The 13,843-nt window shown below is 71.1% G+C and carries 15 protein-coding genes; 14 read left to right on the forward strand and 1 reads right to left on the reverse strand.

Annotated elements, in window-relative coordinates:
• Positions 1-60 precede the first annotated feature (60 nt).
• The 14 genes from ACIO3R_RS23915 to ACIO3R_RS23980 all read left to right on the forward strand — a co-directional run bounded on the left by ACIO3R_RS23915 (position 61) and on the right by ACIO3R_RS23980 (position 13,251).
• The gene (locus tag ACIO3R_RS23915) at positions 61-1,740 is read left to right on the forward strand and encodes a hypothetical protein (RefSeq protein WP_402108525.1); all 1,680 of its coding nucleotides are present in this window, start codon (positions 61-63) and stop codon (positions 1,738-1,740) included.
• A gap of 293 nt (positions 1,741-2,033) precedes the next feature.
• The gene (locus tag ACIO3R_RS23920; RefSeq protein WP_363023523.1) at positions 2,034-2,210 is read left to right on the forward strand and encodes a hypothetical protein; all 177 of its coding nucleotides are present in this window, start codon (positions 2,034-2,036) and stop codon (positions 2,208-2,210) included.
• A 10-nt stretch (positions 2,211-2,220) separates the two neighbouring features.
• Positions 2,221-2,931 carry a hypothetical protein gene (locus tag ACIO3R_RS23925; RefSeq protein WP_385034397.1) on the forward strand — a complete coding sequence of 237 codons (711 nt, stop codon included), beginning with the start codon at positions 2,221-2,223 and terminating at the stop codon, positions 2,929-2,931.
• Positions 2,928-3,980 carry a DUF6895 family protein gene (locus tag ACIO3R_RS23930; protein ID WP_402108528.1) on the forward strand — a complete coding sequence of 351 codons (1,053 nt, stop codon included), beginning with the start codon at positions 2,928-2,930 and terminating at the stop codon, positions 3,978-3,980. The genes ACIO3R_RS23925 and ACIO3R_RS23930 overlap by 4 nt, the downstream gene beginning before the upstream one ends.
• 85 nt (positions 3,981-4,065) lie before the next feature.
• Complete coding sequence (locus tag ACIO3R_RS23935; protein WP_385034410.1) at positions 4,066-4,947, forward strand: DUF6895 family protein; 882 nt, start codon at positions 4,066-4,068, stop codon at positions 4,945-4,947.
• Entirely contained in the window at positions 4,944-6,002 is a 1,059-nt protein-coding gene (locus tag ACIO3R_RS23940) for a serine hydrolase domain-containing protein (RefSeq protein ID WP_402108529.1), read from the forward strand. The genes ACIO3R_RS23935 and ACIO3R_RS23940 overlap by 4 nt, the downstream gene beginning before the upstream one ends.
• A 253-nt stretch (positions 6,003-6,255) precedes the next feature.
• Positions 6,256-6,819 carry a hypothetical protein gene (locus ACIO3R_RS23945; RefSeq protein ID WP_385034403.1) on the forward strand — a complete coding sequence of 188 codons (564 nt, stop codon included), beginning with the start codon at positions 6,256-6,258 and terminating at the stop codon, positions 6,817-6,819.
• Between the two features lie 338 nt (positions 6,820-7,157).
• A complete protein-coding gene (locus ACIO3R_RS23950) occupies positions 7,158-8,009 on the forward strand; it encodes a HipA family kinase (protein WP_402108531.1) in 852 nt (283 codons plus the stop codon).
• Positions 8,006-8,389, forward strand: coding sequence for a DUF3037 domain-containing protein (locus ACIO3R_RS23955; protein WP_385352007.1), 384 nt, complete (start codon positions 8,006-8,008; stop codon positions 8,387-8,389). The genes ACIO3R_RS23950 and ACIO3R_RS23955 overlap by 4 nt, the downstream gene beginning before the upstream one ends.
• A gap of 217 nt (positions 8,390-8,606) precedes the next feature.
• Positions 8,607-9,368, forward strand: a complete 762-nt coding sequence (gene fabG, locus ACIO3R_RS23960; RefSeq protein ID WP_363023536.1) for a 3-oxoacyl-ACP reductase FabG — start codon at positions 8,607-8,609, stop codon at positions 9,366-9,368.
• Positions 9,369-9,388: 20 nt separating this feature from the next.
• Positions 9,389-10,144 (forward strand): SDR family oxidoreductase, encoded by a 756-nt coding sequence (locus tag ACIO3R_RS23965; RefSeq protein WP_385352009.1) that lies wholly within the window; start codon positions 9,389-9,391, stop codon positions 10,142-10,144.
• 117 nt (positions 10,145-10,261) lie between these two features.
• Positions 10,262-11,842 carry an ABC transporter substrate-binding protein gene (locus tag ACIO3R_RS23970; protein WP_402108534.1) on the forward strand — a complete coding sequence of 527 codons (1,581 nt, stop codon included), beginning with the start codon at positions 10,262-10,264 and terminating at the stop codon, positions 11,840-11,842.
• A 109-nt stretch (positions 11,843-11,951) separates the two neighbouring features.
• The gene (locus tag ACIO3R_RS23975; protein ID WP_363023542.1) at positions 11,952-12,635 is read left to right on the forward strand and encodes a uracil-DNA glycosylase; all 684 of its coding nucleotides are present in this window, start codon (positions 11,952-11,954) and stop codon (positions 12,633-12,635) included.
• A 130-nt stretch (positions 12,636-12,765) separates the two neighbouring features.
• Entirely contained in the window at positions 12,766-13,251 is a 486-nt protein-coding gene (locus tag ACIO3R_RS23980; protein ID WP_402108536.1) for a hypothetical protein, read from the forward strand.
• Positions 13,252-13,318: 67 nt separating this feature from the next.
• Here the strand turns inward: ACIO3R_RS23980 and ACIO3R_RS23985 are convergent, their stop codons facing one another.
• Entirely contained in the window at positions 13,319-13,783 is a 465-nt protein-coding gene (locus ACIO3R_RS23985; protein WP_385352011.1) for a hypothetical protein, read from the reverse strand.
• Positions 13,784-13,843: the final 60 nt, after the last annotated feature.

Below are 13,843 nucleotides of genomic sequence, written 5' to 3' on the forward strand. Positions count from 1 at the left end.
GGACAGCCCTCAGGGCCTTTCGTTCCCCGGCCTTCACCGCCCGCCCGACAAGGAGCCGCCGTGCTCGTACCCGTCACACCGTCCGTGTACAAGACGCGGGACGGCGAGGACATTTGTTGGGCGGGCTTCTTCACCGGTCACCGCGTCCTCGACGCGACGCACGTGGCCGAGGTCGCCGACCGCCTTCTCGGCACGGACTGCTCCTCGGTCGCGCACCTCGCCCAGCAGGAGCTGGCGCCCTGCTACGCCCGGTCCGCCGGCGAGCTCCCCGCCCTGCTGCTCCACTCGGCCACCCCGACACTGCGGGCCCTTGAGGGCGATCTCGCCGAGCTCCGCGCCGACCGGGTTCCGCACGACGTGGCGACCTACGTGGAGGCCCGCGCGGTCTTCCTCGGGTCCACGGCCGACCTCTCGGTCGGACGGACCGCGCCGTGGGCGGAGGCGGTCGGCCAGTGGGGCGTGCCCTCCGTCGACGCGGGCGACCGGGACCACTACTACCTCAGCCACGCACTCCTCACCCTGGCCGAGGCGCACGAGCGGGGCGCCGACACCCCGCTCGGCCACGTCATCGACTGGCTGCGCGACCGCCCCGACGCGGTGATCCGCCTGTACGCGCTGGACCTGGAGATGCAGATCTTCCTGCTCTGGCTCCGCCGCAGGACCGGTCTCGACCGGCTGGTCACCGACGCGAACAGCCCGGCCGTCGCCACCCGTTGGAACCGCAAGCGGCACATCCATCCCACCGTCGAGGCCGCCCGCACCCTCACGCCGAACGGGCTGTCCGCCGACGCCCTGCTCACCGCCGAACAGCGGCTGGGCGAGGCGTACGGACTCCTCGGCCTGGAGATCCCCGTACTGCCCGGCTACACCGTGCCGCGCACGGACGTGTCGCGGGAGGCCTTCGTCGCCGGAGTGCTCGATGCCGCTGAGCTGCTCCGTACCCGTTACGGGCTCCGGACGGCCGGACTCAAACCGAGCGAGGCGGGGGACGGGGCCCGGATCGTCGGCGACATCGACCTCGGCGACACCGAGCGGCTCGCCGCGGAGGCCGAGGCGGCCTACCCGCTCGGGGACGACTACCTCCTCGAAGCCTGGGCCGCGTTCCTCTCGGTGGAGCTGGACGGCACGCGGCTGCCGGTCGTCCCCTCGGGCCATTTCCGGTACGGGCGGGTGGCGGACGGCGTCACGCTCCAGGTCCTGAACGGCTACTCCTGGGTGGGCAACAGCTATCTCGACGCGGACGCCTGGGCCGCGCTCGGTCTGCCGGACGAGGCGTACCGGAGCATCCGCGGAGCGCTGGAGGCGATCCGGGCCGCGTTCCTCGGCCCGGAGAGCGTGCGGGACGGCAGCCATCAGGGGCTGGCCACCGGAGGCGTCGACTTCGCCGTCGGACACGTCGGAGGCAGGTTCGGCGACCGGTTGCTGGTCGGGGCGATCGACTTCAACCTCTCCTCGCACGGAGCGGAGTACCTGCGGACCTTCCAGGACACCGCACGCCGCGAAGGGATCACCGACCGGTACGCGGCCACCCGGGTGTTCCGGCCCCCGGTCACGCAGACGCTCGGCCGGATGGAAGAGACGGCAGCGGCGATGACCCCGGCGGGCGGACTGATGCGGGCCGTCGCCTGTGTCCCGGAACGCTGGGGAATGGTCGCCGCGACCGGCCCCGACCCGGCCACCGCGGCGCACCGTACCGCTCAGTTGCTCGCGGCCCTCACCGATTCGGACGCGACACCCTGAGGGCTGCCCCCTCGGATGTCGCAAAGGCCCCTCACCCAAGGCCCCTCACCCAAGGGCATGAGCGTCCGGAAGCACGGCCGACACGCTGAATGCGCCCCGCGCACTACCACCGTTCGGTGAGCGGAATGCGCATATCGCCAGGTCGGCGCCGTGCATCTAGCCTTGTGATTTCCCCATTCAATTGAATAGGGAAATTCCCTGACCGGCCTATTTGACTTGCGGTTTCGCATTCCATGCATTGCACTCGAACACGTACGGCAACCCCCCATTTCCCACAGGACGGGGCAACACCCATGTACACCAAGGAATCCACTGCCACCGACATCGAGCTCGACCTCGACGAGGCGCTCAACCCGGGCGAGGCCGAAGGCTTCTACCGCGACTCCCGCGAGTGCGCGTATCTCGCCCTCCTCGGAGGCGGCTCCGCACTGCTGCTCTCGCCGCCGACCCCCCGCCCGAAGAAGGGCTAGTCGGTAGCACATGGACCAGTCACATGCTTCGTCCCCCCTCGCGGGTGCCGTGCATGACCTGGCAACAGAGGTGGTCCTCGCTCTTCGGAGCGGGGACCACCTCGCCACGGTTTGCGGCGCGGCCGGAATCGACGAGGACAACCGGACAGGAATCGCCGCAGTACGCGTCATCGGCGCCGATCTGCTTCTCCCCAGCGTGCTGTACGGGCGCAATCCGCACCCCGGGGACATCGCCGTGCTCCGGCGCGCCGTGCGGGACTTCCCGCCCCGGCCCGACGCCTCCGACGCCGCGGTCTGGAGCCACTGGGGCATGATGTCCGCCCTGCACCGGACGGCATCGGCCACCGGACAGCCGTCGGCCGGCGCACCCGGCACCGACGAGCCGAACGCGGCGTGGCTCGAACGGGCCCCCTGGCAAGCCTTCACCCATCAGCTCTCCGTGCTGGCCCCGCTCGCCGTCCCCGCCGCCTCGTCCGCCGTCCACCGGGCCGCCGCCCACCGGGTCCTGGACCTGTCGCGCGGCTTCGTCCGCGCGGTGCGGCGGCGCAACTGGCTCCAGGCGGCGGGTGCCGGCCGCTGGCTGGCCACGCTGGACAGCCGGCCCGACAGCCTGGGCCTGGAGCGCGGACTCGACTTCGTCGAGCTCATGGGCGGCGCCGACTCCCGGGTCGCGTTGCACGTACGGGCGGCCCGGCTCACGGCCGAGGGACGGGCGCGGTGACCGGGGCGGTGGCCACCGCCCCGGGCGTCACGGCGGGCACGGCGCTGTCCGTCCTGCCCGCCGTACTGCGCAAGGCGCTCGGCTGGGCCGACACCCACCGCGCGGGCTTCGTGCTCCCCCCGGATGTGCTGGACCCGCACGCCGAGGTCAACCGCACCCTCAAGCCGCTGGGCGAACTGGCCCAGCTGTGCACCACGATCCGCCGCAGCACCGCCCCGGACACCCCCGAACACCGGGTGGCCGGGGACCTCATTACGTTCGCGTGGGACCAGGTGCACGCGGGTGACCTGTTGCTGGAGCTGCTGCGCGGCGAGCCCTTTGCCGCGTACCCGTACGAGATCTACGCCGCCTTCGCCGGATACGGACTGCGCAACGAGGGCTTCGAGCGGCTGGCCGGGACGCTCGAAGGGACCAGGGGCTGGGCCCACATCGAGCAGCACGCCAACCGGGAGCTGGGCCTCATCAACTCGGAGCGGCGGGTCGGGGCGGGCCCGCACGCCGACGCCGGCGAGGTCCTCGCGCGCACCTGGCTGGGCGGGCTGTCCGAACCGTGGATGTTCGAGGGGCCTTCCGGCTACGCGCTGACCCACACCGTCTTCCACATCACGGACTGGTGCTGTGTTCCCGAGTGGATGCCGGCCCACATCGACGCCTATCTGCGCGCCTGGCTGCCCCCCTGGCTCGACGGCTGCCTGGAGAGTCTGCAGTGGGACCTGACCGGCGAACTGCTCGCGGTCGCCGCGGCCCTGCCGGGGCCGCCGCCCACGGACCTGCTGGACGCGGTCTGGCCCGCGCTCGCCGCCGCACAGGCCCCGAGCGGTGCCGTACCGGAGACGGGTCCCACGGTCCCCCCGGAGCAGGCGCCCCACGCGGATGTCCCGCCGGGGACCGCCCGGCCGGGCGGTGCGGGCCCGGAGCCGGACCCGTACCCCTTCCTCGCCTGCTACCACTCCACCCTGGTGACCGCCTTCGCCGCCGCGCTGTCCCTCAAGCGGCTCACGACGCACCGGGCGGATGCCGCCGCGGCGGACACCGGGGCCGCCGTATGAGCCGCACCGGTCTCCGCGCCGGTCGGACGAAGGGAGTTGCCGCGTGAACGGCATCCAGCAGGTCCATGACGTCGGCGCACGGGCCATGGGATGGCTGTACGAGCACCGGGCGGGATTCCGTCTGGACGACGACCCGCCTCCCGAGGTGGGCGTCCTGGACCGGTTCAAGCCGCTCGGTGAACTGGCGCTCATCAGCAAGGTCATCTTCCGGGAGGGCGTCGCGGGCTCCAAGCAGGCCGCCCTGGCCCGCAAGCTCCTCGACCACGCCTGGCACGAACTGCTGGGCTCGGGGAGCCGGCTGGTCGACGGCCAGCGGCGCGAACCGCTCTGTCCCGTGCCGATGGAGGTCTACGTACCGTTCCGGGAGCTGGGCTTCCGGGAGCCGTCCCTGGAGGCGGCTGTCCGGCTGAACCACCGCCTGAGCAGTTGGGGCGCACTGGAGGTCGTCCCGGTACGCCGGCTCGGACTCAGCGCCATGGAGCGCCGCTTCGGACTGGAGCCGAGCACGCCGGTCGACGAGGCGTACCGGCGCACCTGGCTGTCCCGGCACCCCGAGCCCTGGACCGTCGAGGGCAACATCGGCTACGACATCACGCACACGGTCTTCCATCTGACCGACTGGGGCGCCGACCCGGCCGGGCTGCCCGACGACGTGGCGGAGTACCTGGCCCTCTGGCTGCCGGTGTGGCTCGACGACTGGCTCGACCTCGGGCGCTGGGACCTGCTGGGCGAACTGCTCGTCGTCGATGCCTGTCTCCCCGAGCCGACCCTCGATCCGGCGGCCTGGGCGGGGTTCGCCGGGGCCCAGCAGCCGGACGGAGCGATGCCGGTGATGGGCGGCATGCCGGAAGGGGACGAGGAGTCCGTCTTCGACCTCGTCTACCACCCCACGCTGGTCGCGGCGTTCGCCTCCGCGCTGGCCCTGTCCCGCGCCCTGTCGGACCTCACCGCCCCGGCCCCCGTGTGACGGCGCCGCAGGAGGTGCGCCGGACCTCCGCCGGCCGTCCGTCCCGGGGCGACGGCGAGAGGGCCCGCCTGCTGGCCGACGCGGCCCGGACCATCGACGCGCCCGACCTCGTGATCGCGCTCAGCCACCGGGGCCGGCGCACGTACCGGACCGACGGAGGCGGGCAGCCGGGCGACGCACCCCGCTACGAGCTCGGTTCCGCGTCCAAGCCCTTCACCGGGCTGCTCCTGGCCGCACTCGTCGCGGCGGGCCGCCTGCGGTACGAGGACTCGGCGGCCGAACTGCTGGCCCCCGGCCACCAGGTGCATCCCTCCGTGCGCGCCATCACCCTGCGCCATCTGATGACGCACACCTCGGGCCTCCCCGCGCTGCCGGCCGATTTCTACCCGCAGGCGCTGCCCCGGTGGTCAACCGCGCCGTACAGCCGCTACCCGGCCGACCGCGTCGTCCGGGCCTTCCTCCGTGCCCGCCCGCGCCACCGGCCGGGCACGCGCTGGCACTACTCGAACTTCGCGGTCTCCGTGCTCGGCCACACTCTGGCCGCCGCCACCGGTACCCCCTGGGAGACGCTGCTCCAGCAGGAGGTACTGGACCCGCTCGGCCTGCGCGGCACCCGACTGCGCCCGAGCCCGCAGCCCGGCGACGCCGTGGGGCACCGGCGCGACGGCAGTCCGCTGCCCCCGCTGGACACCGGCGGCTTCAGTGCCGCCGGAGCGGTCCGGTCGACGCCCCAGGACCTGCTCACCTTCCTGGAGGCGCACCTCCCGGCAGCCGCCGCGCCCACGCCCCCGCTGACCGCCGCGCTCGGTTACGTACGGCACCCGCTGCTGCGGCGCGGACTGAGGCACGCCCATACGCACACGCTCACCTGGTTCCGCCATCCGTCGGCACGCGGCCCGGTCTGCTTCCACGCGGGAGCCACGCTCGGACAGCAGATGTTCCTCGGCTTCCGCCCGGACACGGGCACCGCGGTGGCGGCGATGTGTACCCGGCGCGTGCACAGGACGGACCCGTTCATCGCAACGATTCACGAGCTGCTGACGGAGAAGCTCTGACGGTACGCAGGACGGCTGCGACGTACTGCGGCACGTTCACGCACTCCATGCGGGGTCCCCACCCCTTCCGTCCGGCGAGCAGCGGACGAAAGTATCCGCTTTCAGGACGTCGATCCCTTGTTGTGTCCGTGAATGGTCACAAGAACGTTGTGGATCAAGGACATCCCGTTCTCGGTGTACGACGTGCTGCATGGTGCATGAACAAGCAGTTCACAGACGTCAGCTGTTCCAACTCTTCGAAGGACCCCCCCTCATGGCCTCCCTGCGCACTCGTTCCGTTCTGCTTGCCGCCGCCCTCGTTACTGGAACCGCTTTGCTGACGGCCTGCCAGGGCGACACGGGCGACAAGGCCTCCTCGGCCGCAACGGCCACCGCTTCCTCGACGGAGGCGGCTGCCGGGGCCGAGGAGTCATCGAGTGCGGACAGCAGCGCCGACGCGTCGACCGCCTCCGGCACGAAGGCGCCGGCCGCGGACAGCGACTCCAGCGGTACTGCCAAGGCCGGCTCGGAATCCACCCCCGAGAGCGCCGGCGACGGGGCAGGCCAGGGCAAGGGCGTGAGCGGCACGTGGTTCGGGAATGTGTCGTACCTGGCGCCCGGCAAGTACACGGTCAGCGGCCCGAAGGGTGAGGAGCAGGCGTTCTTCACGTCCGAGGACACGGAGATCTGGGGCGCGGGTGACATCTGCGGCGACGAGAACGGCCAGTCCGCCACCGAGTGCACCGAGCAGGAACTGGAAGCCGCCGCGCGGAAGGGCGTCTCCGCCGAGGTGAAGCTCACCAAGGGCATCGCCACCCGCATCACCGACGACCACTGACCCTTCAGCTGGAGCCCTGGCCGGAGCCTTGCCGGTCAGCGGCCTGCTGACCGCGCCGGGCGTCCCGCAGGCCGCGGCGGCTCGGACCACCGCACCCAGGCTCGGCGGCTCGGACACTCCACGCCGATGATCACCCTCGGTTACTATGCTCACTTCATGCCGGACGTCGGCGGCAGGGGGCGCGGCACCCTCGGCAGTCTGCGGGGAGCGGCGGGACCGGTTCGTCGGCCGATACTCCCCAGCTTCTCCCCAGCGCCGTTGACCGGTGATCCCTGCCTCTACGCTTCGGAGAGGTCGTCCGTGGACTGTGAGGCTGAAGAGATGGGTGGCCTGGGAAAGTGTTGGTAGAAGTCGTAGCGACTCGCTACGTCACGCCGTTGCGTGAGGGTGGCTCGCTCCCCGGGATCGTCGAGGCCGACGACCTCGGCACATACGTCATGAAATTCACCGGTGCCGGGCAGGGGCGCAAGACGCTGGTCGCGGAGGTGATCTGCGGACAGCTCGGCCGACGGCTCGGGCTGCGCGTCCCGGATCTCGTGCAGATGCAGCTGGACCCGGTCATCGGTCTCGCCGAGCCCGACCAGGAGGTGCAGGAGCTCCTGAAGGCCAGCGGTGGCCTCAATCTGGGGATGGACTTCCTCCCCGGCTCCCTCGGGTTCGACGCGCTGGCCTACCAGGTCGATCCGCGCGAGGCCGGACGCGTCGTCTGGTTCGACGCGCTGATCAACAACGTCGACCGGTCCTGGCGCAATCCGAACATGCTGATCTGGCACGGTGACCTCTGGCTCATCGACCACGGCGCCACCATGATCTGGCACCACAACTGGTCGGGTGCCCAGGCCTCCGCGGCCAAGCCCTACAACGCCTCGGACCACGCGCTGGCCCCCTTCGCCCCCGATGTCGCCGCGGCCGCCGCCGAACTCGCCCCGCTGGTCACGGAGGAACTGCTCACCGAGGTCGCGGCCGATGTGCCCGACGAGTGGCTCGTGGACGAGCCCGGGTTCGACTCGACCGACCAGCTCCGGCGCGCCTATGTGGAGGCGCTGCTGCCTCGGGCGGCCACCATCCACGAGCGGATCACCCTGGACGCGCCCACCGCCGCCAAGCCGTCCGGGGCCCCGGGCTGGCTCGCCGAGCGGCTCGCCCCGCGGCACGACCCCGAGAACAGCGACGAGAGCGGCCGGCCGTGAGTGAACGCGTTGTCTTCGAGTACGCCCTGCTGCGTGTGGTGCCGCGGGTCGAGCGCGGTGAGTTCTTCAACGCCGGTGTGGTGGTCTACTGCCGCCCGAAGGGATTCGTCGCCGCCCGCACCGAACTCGACGAGGCGAAGCTCAAGGCGCTGGACCCCACCGCCGACGTGACCGGGGTGCGCGCCGCGCTGCGCGCCGTCGAGGGCATCTGCCGCGGTGGCGCTGACGCGGGTCAGGCCGTGGGTGACGACGCCGGGCGGCGCTTCCGCTGGCTGATCGCCCCGCGCTCGACCGTCATCCAGCCGAGCCCCGTGCACAGCGGTCTGACCACCGACCCCGCCGCCGAGGTGGAGCGGCTGCTCGACCTGCTGGTGCGCTGATCGCCGGCCGCACGGCGCTGCCGCCGTACCCGCGGCGGCAGCGCCGTGCGGTGTGACATGCGCCGCTGCGTCCGTGGGCCGTTGACACCGGGTGCCAGGCCTTCTAGCGTCTCGACTGCTGAAGGTACTAAGCGGTTGCTCAGTTATCGGGAAGCATTTCGCAGGGAATGTGCCTGACGTCCGCTGAGCCGCGATCCAAGGGCGAGGAGAACCAAGCATGTCCACCACCGAGCAGCGCGTAGCCATCGTGACGGGAGCGGCACGGGGCATCGGTGCCGCCACCGCGGTACGCCTGGCGGCCGAGGGCCGCGCCGTCGCCGTACTCGACCTGGACGAGGCGGCCTGCAAGGACACCGTCGAGAAGATCACCGCCGCCGGGGGCCGGGCCCTCGCCGTCGGCTGTGACGTGTCGGACAGCGCCCAGGTGGAGGCCGCCGTCGCACGGGTGGCCGCCGAGCTCGGTGCCCCGACGATCCTCGTCAACAACGCGGGCGTGCTCCGTGACAACCTGCTCTTCAAGATGAGCGAGTCCGACTGGGACACCGTGATGAACGTGCACCTCAAGGGCGCGTTCCTGATGGCCAAGGCCGTCCAGAAGCACATGGTGGACCAGAAGTTCGGCCGTATCGTCTCGCTGTCCTCCTCCTCCGCCCTGGGCAACCGGGGCCAGGCCAACTACGCCGCGGTCAAGGCGGGTCTGCAGGGCTTCACCAAGACCCTCGCCAAGGAGCTCGGCAAGTTCGGCATCACCGCCAACGCCGTGGCCCCCGGCTTCATCGTCACCGAGATGACCGCGCAGACCGCGGCCCGTGTCGGCATGGGCTTCGAGGAGTTCCAGGCCGCGGCCGCCACCCAGATCCCGGTGCAGCGCGTCGGCTTCCCCGAGGACATCGCCAACGCCATCGCCTTCTTCGCGGGCGACGACGCGGGCTTCGTCTCCGGCCAGGTCATGTACGTGGCCGGCGGACCGCTCAACTGACCCGAAGGGCTGCGGACATCATGACTGTGCAGGACAGTGGCAAGGTCGCGCTGATCACCGGCGCGAGCCGGGGCATCGGCTACGGCATCGCCGAGGCGCTCGTCGCCCGCGGCGACCGGGTGTGCATCACCGGACGCGGCGAGGACGCGCTGAAGGAGGCCGTCGAGGCGCTCGGCTCCGACCGCGTCATCGGCGTGGCGGGCAAGGCCCACGACGAGGCGCACCAGGCGGTGGCCGTCGAGCGCACGATGGAGGCGTTCGGCCGGGTCGACTTCCTGGTCAACAACGCCGGCACGAACCCGGTCTTCGGTCCGATCGCCGAGCTCGACCTCAACGTCGCCCGCAAGGTCTTCGAGACGAACGTGGTCTCGGCGCTCGGCTTCGCGCAGCAGACCTGGAAGGCCTGGCAGAAGGAGAACGGCGGGGCGATCGTCAACATCGCCTCCGTCGCGGGCGTCTCCGCCTCGCCCTTCATCGGCGCGTACGGCATGAGCAAGGCCGCGATGATCAACCTGACCCTTCAGCTGGCGCACGAGTTCGCGCCGGTCGTGCGGGTCAACTCGATCGCCCCCGCGGTCGTGAAGACCAGGTTCGCCCAGGCGCTGTACGAGGGCCGTGAGGCGGAGGCGGCAGCGTCCTATCCGCTCGGACGGCTCGGTGTGCCCGAGGACATCGGCGGCGCCGCGGCCTTCCTCACGTCGAACCAGGCCGATTGGATCACCGGACAGACCCTGGTGGTCGACGGAGGGATCTTCCTGAACGCCGGCGTGGGCTGAGACACCCTGATCCGGTTTGGCCCCGATTGACTCAAGTGCCCCGTCGGGCCTACGGATTGACCCGGCGGGGCGCTGCGGTATGGTCTGCCGACCCATGGCTGATCGAGGAGCGTGCGCGTGTTCTACCGGGCCAGTCTGCAGGCTGCTGCAGCCCTTGCTTCCCTGTCTCTGCTGGCCGGCTGCGGTCTAATGTCCGACAGCGGTTCGGATGTGGATCAGAAGATAGTTGTCGGGACGACCAGTGAACCTTCCACCCTCGACCCGGCGGCGGCGTGGGACGGTTCCTGGGAGCTGATGCGCAATGTGTTCCAGACTCTGGTCAGCTTCCCCACCGGAAGTACGAGTCCTGAGCCCGATGCCGCGGATCACTGCAAGTTCACCGACATGACCAGCACCGCCTACCGCTGCACGCTCCGCGAGGGTCTGAAGTTCTCCAACGGCGACAAGCTCGACGCCGAGGCCGTGAAGTACTCCATCGACCGGATCAGGACGATCGCGGTCAAGGGCGGACCCAACGGCATGCTCGGCTCGCTCGACCGGGTGGAGACCAAGGGTGACTACGAGGTCATCTTCCATCTGACGAAGCCGGACGCGACCTTCCCGTTCGTGCTGGCCACGCCCGCGATGTCGCTGGTCGCGCCGAGCGACTACTCGGCGCACAAGATCCGCAACGACGGCAAGGTCACCGGGTCCGGGCCGTACCTGCTGGACGCCTACAAGCAGGGCGACCGCTCCGTGCTGGTGAAGAACCCCGACTACAAGGGTTTCGCCGACCGCAAGAACGACGCCGTGACCATCAGGTACTTCAAGCAGTCCGGCGCCATGGTGGCGGCGCTCAAGAAGAACGAGATCGACGCCACCTACCGTGGGCTCTCCGCCGAGGAGGTCGTGAGCCTGGAGGACAACGAGGACAAGAAGAGCGATCTCCAGCTCGTCGAGACGGTCGGCGCCGACATTCGCTTCCTGGTCTTCAACCCCAAGGACCCGGCCGCCGGGAAACCGGCCGTGCGGCGGGCGATCGCCCAGCTGGTGGACCGGGACGCGCTGGTGGCCAAGGTCTACCGGGGCACGGCTGAGCCGCTCTACTCCATGGTGCCCAAGGGCATCGCCGGGCACACGACCAGCTTCTTCGACACCTTCGGCGACCCGGACAGGAAGAAGGCGCGGAAGATCCTCAGGGACGCCGGGATCACCGAGCCCGTCGCGATGACCTTCTGGTTCACCACTGACCGCTACGGCTCCTCGACGGCCCCCGAGTTCGACGAGATCAAGCGCCAGCTGGAGTCCTCCGGGCTCTTCAGGATCACACTGAAGAGCCAGCCCTGGAAGAAGTTCCAGGAGGGCTTCACCAAGGGCGAGTACCCCGTCTTCGGCCGGGGCTGGTTCCCGGACTTCCCCGACCCGGACAACTTCATAGCCCCCTTCCTGGGCAAGGACAGCGTCACGGGCATGCCGTACACGAAGGACGAGATCACCAAGGAGCTGCTGCCGCAGACCCGCAAGGAGAGCAACCGCGGCGCGGTCAGCCAGCAGTTCGAGCGGGCCCAGAAGATCCTGGTCGACGACGTCCGGCTGCTCCCGCTGTGGCAGGGCAAGCTGTACGTGGCCGCGGGTGAGGACATCGGCGGCGGTGAGCGCGCCCTCGATCCCCAGACGGTCATGCAGATGTGGGAGCTGTACCGCAAGGCCAGCTGGTAGCGGTACCAGTCGCCCCACAACGTCTTCCGGGGAGGCTCCCGGCCCCGTTGTCAGTGGTCGCCGGTAGGTTCTGAGATCAAGAACTTATTGCTTACCGGAGGTTGTTGACGTGACCGACACCGACCAGCTGCCCGAGTCCTGGCGCGGCGTCCTCGGCGAAGAGCTGCAGAAGCCGTACTTCAAGGAGCTCACCGAGTTCGTCGAGGAGGAGCGGGCCGCGGGCCCGGTCTATCCGCCCCGGGGGCAGGTGTTCGCCGCGCTCGACGCGACCCCGTACGACAAGGTGAAGGTCCTGGTCCTGGGGCAGGACCCGTACCACGGAGAGGGCCAGGGGCACGGCCTGTGCTTCTCCGTGCGGCCCGGCGTGAAGACCCCGCCCTCCCTGCGGAACATCTACAAGGAGATGAAGGAGGAGCTCGGCCTGCCGGTCCCGGACAACGGGTATCTGATGCCGTGGGCCGAGCAGGGCGTGCTCCTCCTCAACGCGGTGCTGACGGTGCGCGCGGGCGAGGCCAACTCGCACAAGGGCAAGGGCTGGGAGAAGGTCACGGACGCGGTGATCCGCGCGGTCGCGTCCCGGCCCGACCCGGCGGTCTTCGTGCTCTGGGGCAACTACGCGCAGAAGAAGCTTCCGCTGATCGACGAGGAGCGCCATGTGGTGGTGAAGGGGGCGCACCCCTCGCCGCTCTCGGCGAAGAAGTTCTTCGGGTCCCGCCCGTTCACCCGGATCAACGAGGCGGTCGCGGCCCAGGGGCACCAGCCCATCGACTGGCGCATCCCCGACCTGGGCTGATGGCGCGCCGGAGCCTGAGTGCGATCGCGCGTCGCTGCGGTTAGCGTCGGACCGGCCGGAACCATCCGGAACCGTCCGGAACCCCATGGATTCGGCCGGGCGCAGACGGACGGGTGCGAGGGAGACCGCAGTGACGGAGCAGCAGGAGACGTCGCGGGACGTCGTCATGACCAGGATCGGCCAGGCCGTCATGCTGCTGCACGGCGGTGACCGCGAAGAGGCCCGCAATCGCTTCGGCCTCCTCTGGGCGGAGATCGGTGCGGACGGCGACGCCCTGCACCGGTGCACCCTCGCGCACTACATGGCTGACACCCAGGACGATCCCGGCGACGAGCTGGCCTGGGACCTGCGGGCGCTGGCCGCCGCCCAGGCGCTGACCGACGAGCGCGTCGCGGAAGACCGCGACGCGCTCGCGGTGCGGGCCTTCTACCCGTCGCTCCACCTCAACCTCGCGGCGGACTACGTGAAGCTCCGGCACCCGTCCCGGGCCCGGGTCCACCTGGACCGGGCCCGGGACGCCTCCGGTGTCCTCGCGGACGACGGCGTCGACGACGGCTACGGGGGCGGGGTCAGGGCCGCCATCGGGCGGCTGGAGCGGCGGCTGCGGGAGCTCTGAGGGGGAGCGGGGGAAGGCGGGCCCTGCCGGCGGGGCGGGCCGGCCGGCCTCCCGTCGCCCGGCCCGGTCAGTGCCCGTAGGTACGGTCGCAGATCCGCGACTGCGGACTGCCCGCCGGCCAGTGCCCGTATCCGCGTCCGAGCGCGCAGACATCCGCCCCGGTCACCGGCGCCGGCAGCGCGGGTACGGGCGCAGCGGGCACGGCCCGGCGCGGCCGTGGGTGCGCCGGGCCCGGGAGGTGCCGTGGCTGCGGGGCAGGCGGTGCGCCACGGGGCACGGCGGGGCGCACCGCCGGAGGGGCGGCGGACGCCCGGCCGGTGCCGGTGCCGGCGGCGGACGGCTTCGGGTCCGCTACGGCTTCCAGGATGTCGCGGACCGGGGGCCGGCCGATCTGCGGGGACAGGTGCTGGGTGGGCCGGTCGGCCGCAGGGGCGGGCGGGGCGCTCGGCCTCGGCTGCACGGACACACACCCGGACAGGGCCGTGACCGCCACGGCGACCAGGAGTTTCGCGGTGGTTCTGGTTCGATGCACCTGATCAACTCTGCTGTGCGGAACGGTCATTGCGTGAGCCGGAACGCCCGTATTGGTCCG

The organism is Streptomyces sp. NPDC087428, from assembly GCF_044744085.1.
Lineage (GTDB): Bacteria > Actinomycetota > Actinomycetes > Streptomycetales > Streptomycetaceae > Streptomyces.

What these genes read in the sequence shown, in the direction of transcription:
- ACIO3R_RS23920 (WP_363023523.1), top strand. Translation starts at nt 2,034, where the DNA reads ATGTACACCAAGGAATCCACTGCCACCGACATCGAGCTCGACCTCGAC.
- fabG (WP_363023536.1), top strand. Translation starts at nt 8,607, where the DNA reads ATGTCCACCACCGAGCAGCGCGTAGCCATCGTGACGGGAGCGGCACGG.
- ACIO3R_RS23935 (WP_385034410.1), top strand. Translation starts at nt 4,066, where the DNA reads ATGGGATGGCTGTACGAGCACCGGGCGGGATTCCGTCTGGACGACGAC.
- ACIO3R_RS23945 (WP_385034403.1), top strand. Translation starts at nt 6,256, where the DNA reads ATGGCCTCCCTGCGCACTCGTTCCGTTCTGCTTGCCGCCGCCCTCGTT.
- ACIO3R_RS23965 (WP_385352009.1), top strand. Translation starts at nt 9,389, where the DNA reads ATGACTGTGCAGGACAGTGGCAAGGTCGCGCTGATCACCGGCGCGAGC.
- ACIO3R_RS23925 (WP_385034397.1), top strand. Translation starts at nt 2,221, where the DNA reads ATGGACCAGTCACATGCTTCGTCCCCCCTCGCGGGTGCCGTGCATGAC.